At 48.8% G+C, this 20277-nt stretch carries 14 protein-coding genes; 5 read left to right on the forward strand and 9 right to left on the reverse strand.

What is annotated here, in order from left to right; genetic code table 11:
• Nucleotides 1-3: 3 nt before the first annotated feature.
• Nucleotides 4-1341 (reverse strand): sugar porter family MFS transporter, encoded by a 1338-nt coding sequence (locus tag ACXIT9_RS01570; protein WP_458054489.1) that lies wholly within the window; start codon nt 1339-1341, stop codon nt 4-6.
• Nucleotides 1342-1576: 235 nt separating this feature from the next.
• On the opposite strand from ACXIT9_RS01570, the gene ACXIT9_RS01575 reads away from it, so the two are divergent.
• The 4 genes from ACXIT9_RS01575 (at nt 1577) to ACXIT9_RS01590 (ending at nt 5882) form a co-directional block, all read left to right on the forward strand.
• Complete coding sequence (locus tag ACXIT9_RS01575) at nt 1577-3784, forward strand: penicillin acylase family protein (protein ID WP_458054490.1); 2208 nt, start codon at nt 1577-1579, stop codon at nt 3782-3784.
• A 186-nt stretch (nt 3785-3970) separates the two neighbouring features.
• Entirely contained in the window at nt 3971-4618 is a 648-nt protein-coding gene (locus ACXIT9_RS01580) for a hypothetical protein (RefSeq protein WP_458054491.1), read from the forward strand.
• A 331-nt stretch (nt 4619-4949) separates the two neighbouring features.
• Nucleotides 4950-5426 (forward strand): glutathione peroxidase, encoded by a 477-nt coding sequence (locus tag ACXIT9_RS01585; RefSeq protein WP_458054492.1) that lies wholly within the window; start codon nt 4950-4952, stop codon nt 5424-5426.
• A gap of 3 nt (nt 5427-5429) precedes the next feature.
• Nucleotides 5430-5882 (forward strand): MarR family winged helix-turn-helix transcriptional regulator, encoded by a 453-nt coding sequence (locus ACXIT9_RS01590; protein ID WP_458054493.1) that lies wholly within the window; start codon nt 5430-5432, stop codon nt 5880-5882.
• A gap of 392 nt (nt 5883-6274) precedes the next feature.
• On the opposite strand, the gene ACXIT9_RS01595 is transcribed toward ACXIT9_RS01590, so the two are convergent.
• From ACXIT9_RS01595 to ACXIT9_RS01610, 4 genes are all read right to left on the reverse strand, one after another.
• Complete coding sequence (locus tag ACXIT9_RS01595; protein ID WP_458054494.1) at nt 6275-7693, reverse strand: Glu/Leu/Phe/Val family dehydrogenase; 1419 nt, start codon at nt 7691-7693, stop codon at nt 6275-6277.
• 185 nt (nt 7694-7878) lie between these two features.
• Nucleotides 7879-8214 (reverse strand): single-stranded DNA-binding protein, encoded by a 336-nt coding sequence (locus ACXIT9_RS01600; protein WP_458054495.1) that lies wholly within the window; start codon nt 8212-8214, stop codon nt 7879-7881.
• Nucleotides 8215-8298: 84 nt separating this feature from the next.
• Nucleotides 8299-10164 carry a tetratricopeptide repeat-containing sensor histidine kinase gene (locus tag ACXIT9_RS01605; protein ID WP_458054496.1) on the reverse strand — a complete coding sequence of 622 codons (1866 nt, stop codon included), beginning with the start codon at nt 10162-10164 and terminating at the stop codon, nt 8299-8301.
• Nucleotides 10165-10456: 292 nt separating this feature from the next.
• Nucleotides 10457-12709, reverse strand: coding sequence for a Tex family protein (locus tag ACXIT9_RS01610; RefSeq protein ID WP_458054497.1), 2253 nt, complete (start codon nt 12707-12709; stop codon nt 10457-10459).
• 138 nt (nt 12710-12847) lie between these two features.
• Between ACXIT9_RS01610 and ACXIT9_RS01615 the strand changes: the two genes are divergently transcribed.
• A complete protein-coding gene (locus ACXIT9_RS01615; RefSeq protein ID WP_458054498.1) occupies nt 12848-13480 on the forward strand; it encodes a TlpA family protein disulfide reductase in 633 nt (210 codons plus the stop codon).
• Nucleotides 13481-13516: 36 nt separating this feature from the next.
• Here the strand turns inward: ACXIT9_RS01615 and ACXIT9_RS01620 are convergent, their stop codons facing one another.
• From ACXIT9_RS01620 to ACXIT9_RS01635, 4 genes are all read right to left on the reverse strand, one after another.
• Entirely contained in the window at nt 13517-14656 is a 1140-nt protein-coding gene (locus ACXIT9_RS01620; protein ID WP_458054499.1) for a geranylgeranyl reductase family protein, read from the reverse strand.
• Between the two features lie 218 nt (nt 14657-14874).
• Nucleotides 14875-15291 carry a hypothetical protein gene (locus ACXIT9_RS01625; protein ID WP_458054500.1) on the reverse strand — a complete coding sequence of 139 codons (417 nt, stop codon included), beginning with the start codon at nt 15289-15291 and terminating at the stop codon, nt 14875-14877.
• An 11-nt stretch (nt 15292-15302) separates the two neighbouring features.
• Nucleotides 15303-16775, reverse strand: coding sequence for a SusD/RagB family nutrient-binding outer membrane lipoprotein (locus ACXIT9_RS01630; RefSeq protein ID WP_458054501.1), 1473 nt, complete (start codon nt 16773-16775; stop codon nt 15303-15305).
• Between the two features lie 19 nt (nt 16776-16794).
• A complete protein-coding gene (locus ACXIT9_RS01635) occupies nt 16795-19950 on the reverse strand; it encodes a SusC/RagA family TonB-linked outer membrane protein (RefSeq protein WP_458054502.1) in 3156 nt (1051 codons plus the stop codon).
• Between the last annotated feature and the right edge of the window lie 327 nt (nt 19951-20277).

Genomic DNA, 20277 nt, shown 5'->3' on the forward strand with positions numbered 1-20277 from the left:
TTTTTAATTAGCAGGTGAACGATGGACCTCTTCTAGGCTTTTGCCTTTCGTTTCGGGCATAAATTTCCACACCCAGAGCGTTTGAAGCAGCATCATGGCTGCGAAAAAGAGAAACAGTTGGCCCGCCCCGAAGAGGCTCACCAGGGCGGGGAAGACATTTGTGATGACGGCCGCCAGCACCCAGTGGATACCGCAGCCTAAGGCTTGGCCCTTTGCCCGGAGGGCGTTCGGAAACATTTCCCCGATAAACACCCAGATAACGGCCCCCTGCCCGATGGCGTGGGAGGCGATAAAGAAAAAGACAAAAAAGGGTAAAAGCCCCTCAGGGAGACCGCTCCCCAAATAGCTGTAAGCCATTAAACTAAGGGAAAGGACATAGCCCACGGAGCCGATTCCCATCAGCACACGTCTGCCCAGGCGATCGATAAGATACAAGCCTGCCAGCGTAGCTAGTACATTCACGACTCCGATTCCGATGGTGGAGAAGAGTGCGTCTTCTGCGGGGAGGCCTGCAGCCTCAAAAATGCGCGGCGCGAAATAAATGACGGCATTGATGCCTGAAAGTTGGTTGAAGAAAGCGATCAGCATCGCAAAAACGGTGGAGCGCCGAAAGGCAGGTTGGAAAAGACTTCGAAAGGCCGCTTTAGGAGGAGCGGTAAGGAGCTCTTCTTGGGCTTTGGTCAGTGCCGCGTCTACGCCTTCCGGGTCGGTTTTACCGAGGATCAGGCGTGCTTGAGTGAAATCCTGCCGCTTAGCCAGCAGCCAGCGTGGGCTCTCGGGAATGCGCAGCATCAGTAGGGTGTACAAAAAGGCAGGCAAAATTTCTACGCCCAGCATCCAGCGCCAGGCGGCGGAAGGTGCTGCAGTTCCGATGAGGTAATTGGAAAAATAGGCTACTAAAATTCCCAGCACGATATTAAACTGATATAGGGCGACAAGTTGCCCCCGCTGCCTGGCGGGAGCAATTTCGGCGATATACATGGGAGCTACTACGGAGGATGCCCCTACACCTAAGCCTCCTAGAAAGCGGAAAAACATAAAGCTATACACTTCTGGGGCGAAGGTAGAGCCAGTGGCTGAAAATAGGTAGAGTAGGCCGATGGCCAAGAGGGCCTTTTTTCTGCCAAGCAGATCTGCCGGCATGCCGCCAAAGAGCGCTCCGAGCACGGTTCCGTACAGGGCGATGGCTACGGCGAGTCCATGCGTCCAGTCGTCGAGTTGCCATACCCCTTGGATTTCACGTTCGGCACCGGAGATGACGGCGGTATCAAATCCGAATAAAAAGCCGCCCAGGGCTGCTGTGATGGATAAAAAGCGCACATAGGCGTGCTGTGAAGCCATAGGAAAAGGGTTTAATCGGTAATTTAGGAACCAAACTACACTTTCGAGCGCTTTTTTCCTACAGAATGGCCTGTAAAATGCGCTAGCTACCGACCGTAAAAGTCCAGCACCCGCCCATGCGGTAGCTTTTGGAATTCCCACTGGGCAATTCTATATTACCCCAGATTTAGCTCATTTTTATGCATTCGGTTGGTGGACGGTCTTCCAGCGGCGCATATTCACAACAAACAAACACATGATACGAACAGGAACCATGTTTGGGTTATTCGTAGGAATTTACCTTCTTTTCAGTGGTGCCCTTCCGGCGCAGTCCAGCGGCACCGAGGAAAAAGCCCGTTGGGAGGGCTTTGCGGAACGCATCACCATCCACCGCGACGACTATGGCGTCCCCCATGTGTATGGAAAAACAGATGCTGACGCAGTATTCGGCATGGTATATGCCCAGTGCGAAGACGATTTTAAGCGAGTAGAAACGAATTTTATCAATGCCCTAGGCCGTATGGCGGAAGTGGAGGGTATCAGCAAGTTGTATGTTGACCTACGCATGCGCCTGTACATCGATGAGGAAGTCTTACGAGCTGAGTATGCGGCGAGTCCGGGCTGGCTGCGGGAGCTAATGGACGCTTGGGCGGATGGTATCAACTATTACCTGCATACGCATCCGGAAGTGGAGCCCATGCTGCTGACCCGTTTTGAGCCTTGGATGGCGCTCAGTTTCAGTGAGGGCAGCATCGGAGGGGATATCGAAACCATTCCAGTAAATCCTTTAAAAGCGTTTTATGACCCTGGCTTTTATACGGCCTGGGTGTATGAGGAGCGGGACTTTGAGCTGGAGCCGAAGGGATCTAATGGCTTCGCGATCGGTCCTGATAAGTCGAGTAGTGGAAATGCGCTGCTGATGATTAATCCCCACACGAGCTTTTATTTTCGTCCGGAGGTGCATATGGTCAGCGAGGAAGGCCTAAATGCTTACGGAGCGGTGACCTGGGGACAGTTCTTTATCTACCAGGGTTTTAATGCGTATAACGGCTGGATGCACACCAGTGCCAAGGCCGACGCCATCGACTTATTTAGCTTGGAAGTGGAAGAGCGTGCGACAGGCTTCTTTTACCGACATGGTGCAGATTGGAAGCCTTTCAAAACCAAAGTGATACACCTCCGCTACAAGGACGAGGAAGGGAACATGGCCGATCGTAGCTTCACGACCTACCATAGCCACCATGGCCCTGTGATTCGGGCGGAGGGTGAGCGCTGGATCGCGATCGCGCTAATGGTGGAGCGTGAGAAGGCCTTGACGCAGTCCTTTACCCGAACGAAAACGCGCAGTCATGCAGAATTTCATGAGACCATGCAGCTGCGGACGAACTCATCGAATAGCACGGTCTATGCGGATAAAGACGGGACGATCGCTTATTACCATGGCAATTTCGTTCCTGTTCGGGACCCTTCTTTTGATTGGAGAAATACGGTGGACGGCAGTAATCCCGCCACGGATTGGCAGGGGCTTCATGAAGTAGAAGAGCTTATCTACATCAAAAACCCGGCGACCTCCTGGATCCAAAACTGCAATTCGACCCCTTTTACAGCTGCTGGTAAGGAGAGTCCCGATCCGAAAGCCTTTCCGCCTTACGTGGCATGGGATCTGGAAAATGCACGAGGCATTAATGCGGTTCGTGTGCTGGAGCGGACAGACAAGTTAGACTTGGATGCCCTCATTCAAGTGGCTTATGATCCCGCTTTATTGGCCTTCGAGCCCTTAATTCCCGCCCTAGCGAAAGCCTTTGAAGAGCTAGTCACCGAAGAGGATGCTTTTTTTGCGCTGGGCCGAGCAGCTGTAGACACCCTGAATGCTTGGAACTTACATACCGGCACCGAATCGATCGCTACGAGTGTGGCTGTTCATTATGGGCAGGCGCTTTTAGCTGCAGGCCGTAGGCTGGATCGTCCCTGGGATGCCTATGTCTTCGAGTTTTTAGCAGAGGCTGCACCAGCAGAGATGCAGGTAGAGGCACTTAAAAAAGCCCTTGAGAAGTTGGAGGAGGATTTCGGTAGCTGGCAGACCCCTTGGGGAGAGATTAACCGTTTTCAACGGATAAACAATTCGATTTCTCCTGCTTTCAGTGATGCGGAGGAGAGCCTACCTGTACCCTTCAACTCCTCGCAGTGGGGCAGTTTAGCCGCCTATGGTAGCCGTCCGTATCCGAACACGAAACGCTGGTATGGAAATGTAGGGAATAGTTTTGTAGCGGCTGTAGAGTTTGGAGAGCGGGTGGTTGCGAAGTCCCTTTTGGCCGGAGGCCAAAGTGGTAACCCTGAGTCTCCTCACTTTAAGGATCAGGCGGAGCGCTATGTGCAGGGCGACTTCAAGCCTGTGCATTATTACCGCGAGGATGTGCTGGAGCATGCACGCGAAAGTTATGCCCCCGGTGACCGAAAGCGATAATTTTTATTTATATAAAACACATCTACATTTAACTCTCTATAGAAATTATAGGGAGTTTTTTTTTTAAATTTTTTTCTCTTAAAACAAGAACCTTTTACACGCCTTACAGTATAAGCGAGAGTGATCATTTAATTCATAACAATTATCTATCTATTCATTTTATTTAACGCTTTAAGTTACCCGTTTATGACAATTAAAAAACAATGGTTCGCCCTGCTGGCGGCCTTAGGGTTTATGGTTTCGTGCCAGTCTTCTGAGACAGGTTCCTCTGAATTAACCAAGCAGCAGGAAGAGGTTCAGCGCATCGTAGAGGAATTAAGATTGCAGTATGTCGAGGACGGTGCTTCGACGATCATTACCTATGAAGAGGTGCTCGCTGCTCAGCATGCTTGGTGTGACGCCCTTGTAGAGATCGGTCGCCGCTATGAGGCGGGAGAGGATTACCGAGCTTTTGCGGAGCAGGTAATCGACGAAGCGTATAATTATCAGTATGGAAAGGTTTTCTTCAAGCCCACGCTAGCTTACGGGTCGAATACTTTCCGTACTACGAAAGAAGGGGCGCTTTCTTACTTTGTAGGCGGAAGCGATAAATTTCCAGAGGACAAGGGATTTGCCCTAGCCCCTTTTGTAAAAGCACGTTTCGAAAATTTAGGAAGCTCTCGTGAGGGCATCCAAATTTACGGAGCGACGGCTATCACGATGGGAAATGTATATGTCACCGATAAGGAGGGAAATGAAATTATGGTGGATAAAACCTGGGTATTTAAAAAGGGTGACGACGGAAAGTTACGCATCATCGTACATAAGTCTTCCTTACCTTTTAATCCAAATTAAATTTTTCACTAAACCAACGTGATGGATCAAACAGCTGGAAAATACCAGCTGTTTTTTTTATTTACTTGCTAGCTATACTGTTCCTTGTTTACATAAAAAAAATACCTTTTAAAGTATCGATCCTTTTCGTGTGGGAGGAAGCAATTCAGATGCAAATTCTGAGGATGAGCTTCTCTGGAGAAGCGGAGGATACGTTATGCAATCAGATGGACTGACCATGGGTTTTTGTGATTAATCGTGTACGATTTAATCGTCTACGATAAACCATTTTTCTTTTCTTGGTGTTATCCTTAGACAAGAAGCTTACACGATACAAACGATTTTAAAAAATATGGCAGCAACGCGATTTTATGATTTTACGGCCACGACCTTACAAGGAAAAGAGGTTTCGATGGAAGAATTTAAGGGGAAAAAAATTTTAGTGGTCAATACGGCCAGTAAATGTGGCCTTACCCCGCAATTTGAGGGCTTAGAAAATCTGTATAAAAAATACAAAGATAAAGATTTCGTCATTTTAGGATTTCCCTGCAACCAGTTCGGCAATCAAGAACCTGGCGATGAGGCTAGCATTGCTTCGGGCTGCGTGTTGAACTATGGGGTTACTTTTCCTATGTTTTCGAAGGTAGATGTAAATGGTGACGCCGCGCATCCTATTTTCAAGTATTTAAAAAAGCAATTGGGAGGTCTTTTTGGCTCTAGCATTAAGTGGAACTTTACGAAATTTTTAATTGACGAAAAAGGACGTCCTGTCAAGCGTTTTGCTCCAGTGACCAAACCAGAAAAAATCGAGTCTTATCTAGCCAAGTAAGTGATGGACACGAAACTTTCCTTAAATCGGCAGCTTTGTTTTCCCTTTTATGCCTTATCTCGCTTAATCACGCGTGTATACCAACCTCATCTGGAGGCACTAGGTCTCACCTATCCGCAGTATTTGGTCATGCTGGTGCTGTGGGAGCATGAAAAAATCGGTATGCGAGCGCTGGGTGAGGTGCTACATTTAAACTCCAACACGCTAAGCCCGCTGTTAAAGCGCATGGAAAGCCAGGATTTACTGCTCCGCAAACGGTCCTTACGTGATGAGCGGCAACTGGAGGTACACCTACAGGCTGCCGGACTTGCGCTACGACAACAGGCGGCACACATCCCCGAGACTTTATGGGCACAGGTAGAGGAAATTGGAAAATCCGAGGCTGTAGACTGGGAAAGCTTAGAAAAGAATACCCGACAACTCTTACGAGCGCTTGCACCCTTGGGGCAGGAATAGACTTGTAACTGCAAAGGAAAAAATACCTAAGGAATCCACTTATGAGAGTTTTCCTTAGGTAAGCTTAAATCTAAAAAAATCACCCGCTCTTCTGTGGAAATGGCCATAAGACCTACTCATTCCACGCGTAATGGTACCTTTTTACAGGTTTACGTTTTAAGTTATTTTCTTTTGCTGTTGTAAATGTAGGAAAGTATTGCCTAAAGCTAGGGATGCGTATATAAATGCAGCAAACTAATCCATAATCGTATGCTTTTTTCTCATAATCGCATGCCCGAGAAGGTAGAAATCTAAGCCTAAACAAGCACCCTCTAGGATCCAGAAGAGGGTGCTTGTGTTAACATCTGTGTTTTTTTCGCTTCTTGCTATGGTTTTCTGATCTCTCACGTGGATTACGGAAAGATTCCCAAGTCTGTGTAGGAGATTACGATGCGCTGCAGGGCGAGAATAAACGCTGCGGTCCGTAAGCTTTTAATTTTTTTCGTCTTTCTCATTTCGTTCATGCTATGGTAGGCATCTACCATGGTTTCTTCGAGGCCAGAAATCACCAAGTCTCTTTCGGAGGCTCCACGTATCAGTGCTTCTTTTTCATCCTCTGTAAAACGTTCCCCTGTCGCATTTTCGATGGTCCCCATTAACTTGCGGTATTTTTCCATATCGTAGCGTTTCTCCAGTTTTCCGAAAGAAACACGGGAAAGGTTTTTGAGCCATTCGAAGTAGGAAACAGTCACCCCGCCTGCATTTAGGTACATATCGGGAAGAATCAGGATGCCTTTTTCCAGGAGGGTACTTTCTGCCGCCTGTGATACGGGCCCATTGGCAGCCTCCGCGATGATTTTCGCTTGAACAGCACCTGCATTTTCACTTGTAATCTGATTTTCGAGTGCGGCAGGAATCAGAATGTCACAGGCATAGGTAAGCAGTTCCTGGCTTTCAGCCACAAAAGTCCCACGGCCGAAGCCTTCCAAGGTCTTATGCTTGGTTTGATACGCCTTTAAGGCCTCAATATCCAGTCCCGCTTCCTCGTAGATCCCTCCGTTCCATTCCGCGACACCTATAATTTTAGCACCGGCTTCTTGGAGGTATTTGGCTGAGTAGAAGCCTACATTTCCCAGCCCTTGGACGATCACTTTTTTTCCTTTGAGCCCTGGCTCTAGGCCGATCGCTTCCATGTCTTCTGCTACGGAACAGGCCTCACGTATGCCAAAAAAGACCCCAAGGCCCGTAGCTTCCGTTCGGCCGTCGATACCATGCTGAGAGAGTGGCTTACCGGTGACGCAGCCTTTGGCATTAATTAATTCTGGGTTAAAGGCCTCGTAGGTATCTACGATCCAAGACATTTCCCTGGCACTGGTTCCATAGTCGGGGGCTGGAACGTCGATAGCGGGCCCTATAAACTTCTTTTTTATCAACTCTGCGGTGTAGCGTCGCGTCACGCGCTCTAACTCCTCAGCCGTGTATTTCGTCGGGTCTAATTTGACCCCACCTTTTCCACCTCCGAAGGGAACATTAACAAGAGCACATTTAAAGGTCATCAGCGCAGCAAGGCCCTTAACCTCCTCTTGCTCCACATTTTCGCTGTAGCGAATGCCCCCTTTTACGGGTAGCTTATGATGCGAATGCTGCACCCGATATCCGGTCATCACTTCATACGATCCATCAGCCTTTTTTAAAGGAAAATTGAACTGAAAAATACTATTACAGGCTTTAATTTGCTCTAAAAGTCCAGGGTGTACGTGCATGTAGGAAGCCGCCTCATCCACAAATTTACAAACATCCTCAAATAGACTGTACGTCGCTTGTTTACTCATCTTCTGTTATTTTGGTTCGCTAAATTTCATCTAAGGCTATCGCACAAAAAGCATGCTTAAGCCCACCAAAAGGTACAGAATACTCCCTTTGAAAACAACAAAGCCGCCAAGCTATCGAATATGCAAGCCTCTTTTCAGAAGCTTGCATTTTTTTATTGCCCAGCAGGAGATGGCGCTGGCTGAAATTAGGCAGACTTACTCAGCGGCTGCATAAAAATAAACTCTTCTAGGATGATATCCGTTTGGTAGCGCTTGATGCCTTCTTTATCTTCGTAAGATGAGTAGGACAAGCGCCCGGTGAGTCCGAGCTCATGCCCTTTGTCTGTATGCTGAGCCAAGGTTTCCGCCGCTTTTCCGAAAGCCACCACCTGGTGCCACTGGGTATCTTCTACCCGCTCGCCGTCACGCAGCGTGTACGTATTCGTCGCTAAACTAAAGCGTGCAAAACTCACATTGTTACTGCTCTTTTTGATTTCGATTTTACTGCCGAGGCGTCCGATTAATTGCACTTTGTTTTTCATGGTATGTGTATTTAAAAATGAATAATACACAAAGCTACCGCCGCTGATAGCAAGTTGTCGGTAAGCAAGCAGCTATAAACCGTTCTAACCGTTTACTTTATCTGAAGCGGCCTCTTGATAGAAACTTCCCGCAGCTTCTTGCGCGCTGGAGGGCGCTAGTGGCAGCAGCAGGCAGGCTTCTGCTCCTTGCTCCCAGCTAGCAAGGTGGAAGGACCCCTTGTTTTGATGCAGGAGCTGTTTGACCAAGTACAAACCTAGCCCTGTTCCCTTCTCGGCGGCTGTCCCGGGGGTGCTATCCTCGATCTGGACAGATTCGTTTAAGGCTTGGAGCAGCTCCGGCGTGGGTTGTGGTCCCGTGTTACGCACTTTTATGCCTACCTTGCCCTCTGGGCCATCAAATGGCGCTACCGTGATGACGGAACCCACCTCACTGAACTTGATGGCGTTTGAAAGGATATTTTGGAAGGTGATGCGGAGATGCTGTTCGTCACAAAACAGGCGCAAGGAAGCGATTGGTTCGGAAATATGCAGGGTGAGCTGTTTATCAGCGAATTTGGCTTCAAATAAATGCTGCACATCCTGGAGAAGGGGAAGTACAGCGAGCTGCTGTGGACGTGCTTTAAACCCTTCCAGCTGCCCCTTTGCCCAGATGAGGAGCGCATCCACCATGGCTAGCGTGTCAGTGGTCTGCTGTAAAATTTTATTGCGCGATGTACGTTGCTCTTCCTGTGTTAAAAAGCCCATTTCCTCTAAACGCAAGTAAGAAATTAAAATCCCTAATGGGCTGCGGATATCATGCGAGATCAGGGAAAATAACTTGTCCTTGGTTTTATTCACCTGTGCCAGCTGTGCACTTTGCTGCTGAAGGGCGGAATGGGCCTCCTGTAACTCTTGTAAGAGTCGCTGCACTTGATCGACCTTTTGCGCCTTAAGGCGCAAATTTCTCTTCTGGAGCACAAACAGGGCAATAAAAAACGCCAATAGGACGACTACCAGACCGATGATGAGCGTTTTTATCCGCTCGCTGGCTTGTAGCAGCGCGAGCTGCTGGGCTAACCTTTCTCGCTCCATGCTAGCAATTTTCGACTCAAAATCGGTGATTTCCATCATCTTATCCCGTGTCATCAGGCTGTCTTTTACCACCAGAAGCTGCTGCTGCCATCTCGCCGCCTCTTCCCAGCGCTCTAATGCAAAAGTAGCAGCAGCGATGAGTGCCAGTGCGCGACTTTTATCCCAGAGGGCGCCCATGGCGTCTGCCTTCTCTTGGGCCTCTAGAGCAAAGCGATACATCTGAAGGGTATCCCCCTTTGCGCCAGCAAGTTCCGAACGTGTAGAGGCGAAAAAGGCAGACTCCCATGCAGAAAGTGAACCGTGGTGCTCCAGTTGATCCAGCACCTGCTCTGCTTCTTCTAGGCGTCCCAAGTCCAGATAGGTTTTTGCGATACGGTTTAAACGAAGGGTTCTCTCGTATACCGGTGCATCCATCTGCTCAAGCAGTGTCAGGCTCTGAAAAAAATAGGTGAGGGCCTGGTCCAGCTCCTCGCGCTCCGCTAAGGCTAATCCATAATTAAAAACCAAAGAGGCCTCCAAGCTCACATCCGGATTCGTTGTTCGTTTAAGCTTTTCAAGGGCCTCCATAAAATAACGCATTGCCTGTTCATAATCATGAAACATCATCCGGACAAGGCCTCTCCCATTCAATGCTCTGGCCAAGTGAATTCCCTCGTCGGGGTATTCGGGATGACGAAGCAGGTAACGGTAGGCATCGGTGTAGGCCGCTTGCGCTTTCACATAATTCCCGCTAATGTAAAAGATAGCACCACATTCGTTCTGCAGGCGTGGATAAACCTGCGCAAGCACTGCAGCGCTGGACTGTGCTTTCCAATCCTTTATCAAAGCAAGGGCTGCCTCTGGATTATTCACACGTACCCTACGAACCTCTAGAATCAAAGAGTCTAGGGAGGACGCCGTGAGGGATGGGATCTCACATAAAGAGAGTCCGAATAAAAAAAGCAGGAAAAGACGCATGCTAAGGCAATGGCCAGCTGAAAATGCCAGCTAGTTTATGGTTCAAAACAAAAATACATGAAAATAAAGATTTTTATGCAGCTCATCAGGAATTTCTACTTTGATCTGTGCATCATGGTGGATAAAACGTACATAAAAATACCTGCAACCCAGAAAAAAAATTTCTGAGCTGCAGGCTTTGATCCGCTGACTCTATCGCCAAAAGATGGCAGTGTTACTGCCCAAATTTCTGCTTGAGGGCCGCCAATTTACTGGCTAAATCGCCTTCTGCCGCAGGTTCCTGCTTATTTCGGCCAGATTTTTTCGTCCCCGGCGCGGCTTTCGCCGCAAAGGGATCTTTTTTCATGCTCAGCGCGATTCGCTTTCGTGACACATCTACCTCCATGACGGTTACCTCTACCTGTTGGTTGACAGTCACCACCTCATTCGGATCACTGATATAGCGATCGGCCAGATGGCTCAAGTGTACCAGTCCGTCTTGGTGTACGCCGATGTCCACGAAAGCTCCGAAATTCGTAATGTTCGTCACCAGTCCAGGAAGCTTCATCCCGACACGAAGGTCTTGCAGCGTATGTACCCCCTCTTGAAACGCAAAGGCCTCGAAAGCTTCTCGCGGATCACGCCCCGGTTTAGCCAGCTCCTCGAAGATATCCTGTAGCGTCGGCAGCCCCACATCAGCGGTTACGTAGCGCTTCAAGTCTATTTTGGCCCGTAGGGCCGAATCCTGCATCAGTGCCTCTACAGTTACGCCGAGGTCCTGTGCCATCTGCTCCACAAGGCCATAGCGCTCGGGATGTACGGCCGAGCGATCCAGCGGATGCTTGCCCGCGCGTACGCGCAAAAAGCCCGCAGCTTGTTCAAAGGCCTTTTCCCCTAAGCGAGGCACCTTTTTCAGTGCTGTCCTTGAGGTAAACGGGCCGTGTTCATTTCGGTACGTGATGATATTTTGTGCTAAAGAAGGTCCAAGACCCGACACATAGGTAAGCAGCTCCTTGGAAGCCGTATTTAATTCCACGCCTACGCCGTTTACTGCCGACATCACCGTATCATCTAAGGCCGCCTTTAAGGCATTTTGGTCTACATCATGCTGGTACTGTCCTACACCGATCGACTTGGCATCGATCTTTACCAGTTCGGCGAGCGGATCCATCAAGCGACGGCCGATCGAGACAGCGCCACGAACCGTTAAATCGAGATCTGGAAACTCATTTCGAGCCACTTCTGAAGCAGAATAAATCGAGGCTCCGCTTTCATTTACCATCACTACGAGGACCTCTGGGCCGAGCTTTAGGCCGCGCACAAACTGTTCTGTTTCCCGGCTCGCCGTTCCGTTCCCGATCGCAATCGCTTTAAGGTCAAACTGCTGGACGAGGGCACGCACCTTGGCTCCAGCTTCGGCTGTCCGACGCTGCGGTTCATGTGGAAAAATCGTGTCGTAATGGAGCAGCTGTCCTTGCGCACCGAGACAGACCAGCTTACAGCCTGTTCGGAAACCTGGGTCCAGGGCCATCACCGCCTTTTCACCTAGCGGTGCTCCAAGTAAAAGTTGGCGCAGATTTTCTGCAAAAACACGTATCGCCTCTTCATCCGCACGCTTTTTCGTTAGCATGCGCACCTCTGTTTCCATAGACGGCTTGAGCAGGCGCTTGTAGCTGTCCTTAATGGCTAAGAGCCACTGCTCACGCACGCGATTTTCGGCGCCATGCAGCAGGTGCCGCTCCATCAGCGCGAGGGCATCCAGCTCCTCGGGCGCTGTGTCTAACAATAGGAGCAGCTCCTTTTCTCCGCGTCGCATGGCGAGGATACGGTGAGAGGGAGCGGTCTTGATCGGCTCGGTCCAGTCAAAATAGTCTTTGTACTTCGCAGCCTCTTCTTCCTTACCCGAGATCACCTTACAGGTAAAGCTGCCCTCCTCTAAAAAGAGCTTGCGCATTTTCTGACGCAGACCAGCGTCTTCATTCATCCATTCAGCCAGAATATCGCGGGCACCCTGCAGCGCGGCAGCCGTATCGGCCACCTCCAGTTCCGAGTTTACATACTGCTGGGCTTCCTCCTCAGGATCGAAATTTTCCTGATCCCAAAGCCTTTGCGCCAGCGGCTCCAGCCCTTTTTCGCGGGCAATCATCGCCTTCGTTCTGCGCTTCGGCTTGAAAGGCAAATATAAATCTTCTAAAACCGCCATGGTCTCAGCCGCGGCGATCTTTTTTTCCAGTTCTTCGGTAAGCTTGCCCTGTTCTTTTATGGACTTGAGAACCGCTTCACGGCGTTTTTCCAGCTCACGCAACTGTGCTACGCGATCGCGGATGCCTGCTACTTGGACCTCATCCAAGCTACCCGTCACCTCTTTCCGGTATCGGGAAATAAAGGGCACAGTGGCTCCCTCATCGAGTAGCCCGACGGTATCGCTTACTTGTTTCAAGCTGACATTCAGCTCCTTTGCTATCGTAATAAAGTGATTTACTTCCATGCTACATCTGCCTGTTCGAAGCACAAAGAAAAGGAAAATAGAGGGGCTTCGCGTGCAAAATTGAGGTTTTTTGTATGAATTGTTACTAACAAATTGACTTTCAATCCCTATTCTTGTATCCGAAACATAGGAACGAACATGGACGCCTCACACGAGAAAAAGACACCTAAAACAACCTGGAAAACGATTCTTCGCGACTATGCCCTCATGGGCTTGGTCTTCGGGCTGCTCTACATCACTGGCTGGATTACCCCGATAATGGGTTTCGTACAGTCCGGGCTGCTGGCTACGGGCATCAAGAAGCCGAAGGTCACGCTCGCTGACCGCACCTTGGAGGATTTTGACTTTCGGGGAACCTTCACGAATGCCGCCGGAGAAACAGTGCAACTGGCGGACTTTAAGGGCAAGACGCTTTTTATTAACATTTGGGCGACTTGGTGTCCTCCCTGCCGCGCAGAAATGCCTCATATCGATGCGCTCTACGAAAAGGTGGCCTCCGAAGACTTGCTCTTTCTTATGGTTTCAGTCGATCAGGAAGCCGAAAAAGCCTTTCGCTTTCATGAGCAAAAAGGGTTTCACTTCCCCGTCCTGCATGCAGGCGCAGGCCTTAGCCCGAGCTTGCAAAGCCAAAGTATTCCGACGACGGTCGTGGTAAGTCCAGAGGGAAAAATCGCCTTTTATCAGGAGGGCATGGCTAATTTTGATACCGCAGACTTTCGGGATTTCCTTTTGGGCCTCGGCCCAAAGGCTACTGTGGATGAAATAAAATAAGGCCTTGACTTACCAAGGCCTCAGGCTGCTAAAAACTTAAAAGAGGGCTTGCCGGATACGCTGCAAGGCTCTTTTTTTCATGTCTACCGGGTAGGTACGCTCGCCCATAAATACGCCTGTGAGCACATCGCAAACCTCTTGGAGACGCGTGCCCAACATAAAATTACGAATGGTTTTTTGCCCATAAAACATGCGGGCCAGAATATGGGAGGTGCCTAGTTCGGGGATCAGGGAGGCATCTAATAAAGCTTGGAAGCCCTGCACCACGGCTTGGGGCTTGTGAAAGTCAGCGTGAATAGCATCGGCGGCCAACTTACCCGTGTATAGGGCATTGGAAATTCCCTCGGCGGTAAGCGAATCGGCAAACCCGGCCGCATCGCCAACGAGCAGCACACGACCTTTCGCGATTCCTTGGGAGCGTGGGGTGATCGGCACCTGGAAGCCATGCGCCTCCTCGAAGGTAGTAGCTGAAATACCGAGGAGCTTCAGGTAACTTTGGTAATAGGTCCGTAGGTTAATTTTTCTCCGCTCGAAGGTTCCCACCCCGATAGAGAGGTGGTTTTTCTTTGGGAAACACCAGCCGTAGCCCTTTGGTATGGCATCCACATCGAAGCGCACCTCTTGCGCTAGCCGCGCAAAATCCGCTTCTGACACCCCTACTTCATATTCTATGGCGGGAATGAGTTGACGATCGTCCTTAAACCCAGCCAGCTTGGCGGTAGGGCTTAGCATGCCATCAGCAGCGATCAGGTAGCTTCCTAAAAAAGTTCCTTTTTTCGTCTCCACCTCCACACCTTCAGCAGTCTCTCGGACGGCGATAACTGCAGCCTCTTCGAGCAGCTCGGCCCCCCGCTTGCGTGCTTCCTCTACGATCAGCTGATCGAAGGTATCGCGCATGACCATGGTGACGATGGGCTCCTGACGTGTAGCGAATACGGGGTCTGGTAAATGCTCAAAATAGACATGGGCGCGCGTAAATTCACGTTCTATGGCTGGGCTGATATCGAAAGGCAGAAGTTTTCGGCCTCGCCACACGAGTCCACCCCCACAGGTCTTATAGCGAGGCAGGCGCTCTTTTTCCACAAGCAGCACACTTCTTCCGGCAGCCGCAGCCGTATAAGCCGCGAAAGCACCCGCTGGACCTGTTCCGACGATAATTACATCTACTTTTTGCATAATCGAGTATCTAGGGCAGTAAAAATACGTGGAATCTCCTTAGGGATAAAAGATTTCCGAAAAATGTTCTATTCCTTGTTCCGTTTCCTGCTTGTTCGGTAGCCCTTGTGCGGCTTGTTGCCCTTTGGCCTGAGGGCCAAAAAAAGAAGGCTAGTGCCCTTTATGCTGGACACTAGCCTTTTCGCTCTTTCCTCTTTGGTGTAGAGAAAAGCCTTAACTTACTGCGTTACCGTCAAGTTGGCCGTGCGCTCCCGTACAAGTCCATTTGCTGTTTCCACTTGCACGATGTAGGTAACGGTGGTTCCGGCGGCTACATTGGGTACAGTGAAGTTGAGGGTTTCCTGATAAGAATCCTCCACATTATGATTTTGGACGGGCACATTGAGCACTTCGGTGCGCTGTCCTCCCACAGACTGAACGAGCCTATAAGCGGTAACTAGTTCATGCTCGGAGAAGTAGCGCACGGTGGCTGTTCCGCTGGCTCCAGCAGGTGCGGAGGTGGGGTTCAGCGTAAACACTGAGATGGTGGCCACACGGCCCACGAATTCATAGCCTTCGTCAAATTCCTGAAAACAAGAACTTAGGCTGAGTGCGATAAGGACAAAGAGTCCTGCGATAGCTGCTTTTATAGTCATTATTTTATCTGTTATCGGTCCCAAAATACACGTGCCAAGAGAGAAGTTTCTGGAATATTAGCGGCATTATTATCCAACTCAGAAGGTGGGTACAGGTATCTTCTCGGGAAGGCATTATCAGTCAAATTCCCAGGAGCAGGGCTGAGGGCAGGGATGCCACTCACCGTAGGAGCTGCACCGGCTGGGATGCTTCGTCTCCAGTCCACCCAAGATTCCGTCTGCAGGAACATATCGATATGTTTTTCTGTAAAGATACGCTCCATGCCATTATCCGCCATGTCAGCAGCTGAGGCGCCATACACGGCCAGGTAGGCAGGCTGGGTACTCCCAGTGACTCGCTGCATAGAAGCCGTGATAGCGGCATTAAGTGCCTCAGCTGCTGCAGAGAAGTTACCCAAACGCTGCTGTGCCTCTGCCTCTATAAACTTCACTTCAGCGAAGGTGATAAAGTTGGTGGGTGAGCTGGGGGAGAACATATATTCTCCTACCACTGAAACATTCGGGGGTAGCGAAGTAGCACCATAATCTGCTCCGACGAATTGTCCTGCACTGTTAGCACGAATAAAGAAGGGAAGGCGTGGATCGTTTTGTCCGTCACCCACTCGGTTGAGTAGTTTATTTACGAAGGTATTACAAACAGCTATATTGTTTTGACCAAATGTCCCCTGAAGAAAGCCGAACCATGGGCCTGCTGCGTCTGGAGAGTTACCGAAAACAGCATTCATATTCGCTGCATTCGAATCGATAGCACCTGCTTGAATAGCCGCTAGTGCAGCTTGCGCAGAACCTTGAGGATCAACTTTACTGAGGTGGTTCGCATAACGCGCCTTCAGCGCATGCGCGGCTTTGATCCAGTTTGGGCGCGAATTTGCTCGCCAGTTATTTGCATTGTTGGCAGGATACACTAAATCGTCTGTCGCTGGACTAACGGTAGATTCAGCATTTAGATCTGCGATCGCTTCATCAAGGAGGCGAAAGATTTCATCGTAAAGAAACTCACTAGAATCGAAGCGGGGCGTAGGAAACTCCTCAGGATTTAAAGCTTCAGAAAACGGTACATCTCCGAATAAATCAACTAAGTGACCTAAGACCAAGGCAGTTTGAATTTTACCGATACCGCTGTAATGCCTTGCACCAGCCGCTTCGCCATCCTCGATAACCTTTTTTAGGCCTTGTAAACTTCGATAATAATGATTGTTCCATGAAGTCTGAAAGTTGGCAGGAACATAGGCGAAAAAGGTGACATTTTGCTGCACATTTAGCAATCCGGTCATGTATTGAACTAGTGTACTTGCGGATTGAGAAGAGAAATCTCCTATCGCCCATGTCATATTCGCTTGAGCAGCAGGCAGCACCACGTTAATTGGGGCATCCGTAACTGCATTAGGGTTGATGTTCGCTTCTTGAAGGTCACAGCTACTGACGGAAAGTCCAGCCAATAGGCCTACACACCACTGAAGCGCTATTTTATAGTGTCTTTTCATTTTAAATTCATTCAATCAGTTAAAAACCAGCAGTGATATTTATCCCTACACTTCGTGTATTTGGAGTTCCGAAGGCATCTACACCTAGTGAGCTATTCGGTCCACCTAGATTTGTCTCCGGATCGATACCTCTATATCCCGTGAAAAGCAAGAGATTTCTTCCGTAGACCCCGACGGTTAGATTTCGCATCTTAAGGTTATTGACAATATTATTCGGTATAGAATAAGAAAGTGTGATGTCACGTAAACGAACCCAAGAACCATCTTCGATAAAACGCTCTGCTATATCTCGATTTCCGCGTGTATTATTATAATAGTTAATATCATCGATAACCACTGGGATGTTATTCACATTGCCATCCTCTAATACTCCTCTGAATATCACCTGGCTACCGCGGTCCATCGTAGACTGGTCGATGCCCTGAGCACGCGTCCAGTTTGTGGTCACATTCGCCACATCCCCACCGACACGAATATCCCATAAGAAGGTAAGGGCAAAGTTTTTATAGGCAAAATTATTTCTTAGACCCAATAAGAAGTCTGGGGTAGGATCCCCAATTTTCACGTCACCGGATGGATTTTCAGGAGAAGGCATCTCCCTCATCGGGAAGCCATCTTGACCGATGACTACGTTCCCCGCATCATCTCTGCGGAAGCCCGTGCCGAAGAAAACACCGTACGGCTGACCTTCCATCACCAGTGGTCGTAGATTTCCGAAGCCTGGAAGTGCTATTCGATCTACAGGAAGATCCAAGACCACATTCCGATTTCGGGAGAAGTTTGCTACGATATCCCATCTAAATTCACCTTGAATGGGTGTGAAGTTACCTACGATTTCCCAACCTTGGTTTTGGATCGTCCCTGCATTGATAAACTGACTGGCAAAACCCGTACTTCCCGGCACGGAAACAGGGATAATTTGATCCACATTGCGCTCACGGTAGTAGGTCACATCGAAGCCTAAGCGGTTTTCGAAGAAACGAAACTCACCTCCTATTTCGATGGACTTATTGCGCTCAGGGCGCAAATTCGGATTTCCAGCCGTCAAACCGAGCTGAGAGCCTCCCACACCAGAAGGTAATGGGAAGACGAGGCCACCGCCCCAGACACCCCCTACCGTAGCACGGTTAAAGAAGGTCTGATCGGTATACACTGGAGCATCTCGTCCAGCTTCGGAGTAGGAAGCACGTAATTTCCCGAAAGAGAAAATTCCACCATCCAAGTTAAAGGCTTCCGTAAACACAAATCCGGTACCTATAGAACCATAAAAGAAACTGTTATTTGGAGGACGAAGGGTAGACGTCCACTCGTTTCGGCCATTAAGTTCTAAAAAGAGATAGTTCTTATAATCTACCGCTACACGAGAGAAAACGGCCGCTGTCTCTTTTAGGGAGCGGAACTGCTCCTGAACTAAATTCGTCTGGGCATTGGAAATGTTGTATAAGCCAGGAATCGCCAGGTTACGTCCATCGAAGAACTGAGACTGGAAAGAGTTGGAGAAAAAGTTATTCCCCACCATTGCACTTACATTAAAATCACCATACTCTTTAGTGGCTGTGATGATTAAGTCTGAATTCAACACTCGGTCATTAAAAGTCTGCTCTTGTACACGACCACCAGGAAGTGCATCTCCACCGAAGGAACCTACGGCCCACTGCTGATTTCGCTTATCGGAAGACACGTCAGCACCTACACGATACAAGATACTTAACCAGGGCGTCACTTGATAATCCGCTTGAACGAAAGAAATCAAACGATTCACTTCATCCGTAAAGGGATTGTTATTTACTACCCAAAAAGGGTTATCAGGTGAGTTGCTACGGAATGCCCGCTGTCTGCCATCCGGCAAGACAAACCCTAAGGCATTGTTAAAGCTTGGAGGCGTACGTAGCGTACCTTGAACGACATCAGAGAAATTATCTCCTCGACCAAATCGTGTACTCGTCGAATACACATAGTTGGCAGAGGCCGTAATTTTGAATTTATCTGTAAGGCTAGACTCTGCGGTCAACTTAAACGACTGTCGATTGAAGTCATTGTTCGGTATGATCCCCTGCTGGCGGAAGTCGCCATAAGAAAAGAAAAACGAACTATGCTTGGTCCCCGAGCTAATACTAATGTTATTATCTGTGGTTAACCCAGTGCGAAAAAAAACATCCTGATTGTTAACAGGGATGAGTCGCTCACTTTGAATCGCCGAAGGATCATTCATATCCACGATAAACCCTCTCGGATCTAAGGGGTTGTTAGGAGAACCATCATAACGTAATGTGGTCAAAGGAGGACCAAAATGTCCAAATGTAGTCGTCCCAAATAAGGAGCGATCTCCTTGCGCATAGCGCATTTGAGTAGGAAAAGGAACCAAAACATCCTCTACGGCCGTATTCGAACTGATATTTACAGAAAGTGAACGACCATCTGATCTTGAACCTTTTTTGGTCGTAATGATTACTACCCCACTGGCCGCTTGTATACCGTACAGCGCAGTAGCTGCGGGACCCTTTAATACGTTCATCGATTCAATATCATTCGGATTTATATCGATGGCACGGTTTGGCACATCCACCCCAGCAGAACGAGAGCGCGAACGAAAAGAGTTATTTATCGGGATACCATCGATGACAAACAGCGGCTGATTTTCACCCGAAATAGAGGACATCCCCCGAATAATAATACTAGATCCAGCACCAGCAGCCCCGCCCTGGCGTGTGACCTGCACACCTGCCACCTTGGAATTCAAGGCATCCACCATGTTCGGCTCTCGAGAAAGCGCCAACTCACGGCCTTTTACCTCTTGGGTAGCAGATACCAGCGCCTTTTTGTCCTGCTCAATCCCAAAAGCAGTAACTACTACTTCCGACAACTGAGAAATATCCGACTGCAAAGCGACATTAATCACACTACGATTTCGAATGGAAACCACTTGCTTTTCGAAGCCTATAAAGGAAAATTCAAGCGAACTGGATCCTGCTGGAACATTTATCGTGTAGCTTCCATCGATGTCCGTAACGGCACCCACCGTGGTGCCCCGTACCAAAATACTTACCCCCGGCAAGGGGCCTCCATCCTCCTGAGAGGTTACCGTACCGCTGATTTGTACCCCTTGGGCGAAAAGCCCAAGATGTACGCCTAAAATCAGCAGAAGCGTCATCAGACTAGTAAAGATTCTACGCATAGTAGGGTTTTTTGATTTATAAATATGAAACAAGAATTTTCGAACATGTAACCAGTAGCCGAAGCTAGAAAGATGCTTTAACCATCAAAATAAAGCAAATAACTGCAATGGAAAAATAAAGGCCAAGGAACTGCTTTTACCATAATTTAAGCTACAATCCGAATGTATGTAAAAATTTTAAGTATTAAAAGCAGCAATTTTTAAAATGTTGAAAAAATTATGAGAACGGCAGATGCCGCTTCATTCTATTCTCGTTTATCAGAACTAGCAAAAAAATGCCAGACTTCTCACTTCTCTCACGAGAATGGCTTAAAAAGCAGAAAATCA

This window comes from Nitritalea sp. (assembly GCF_054166705.1).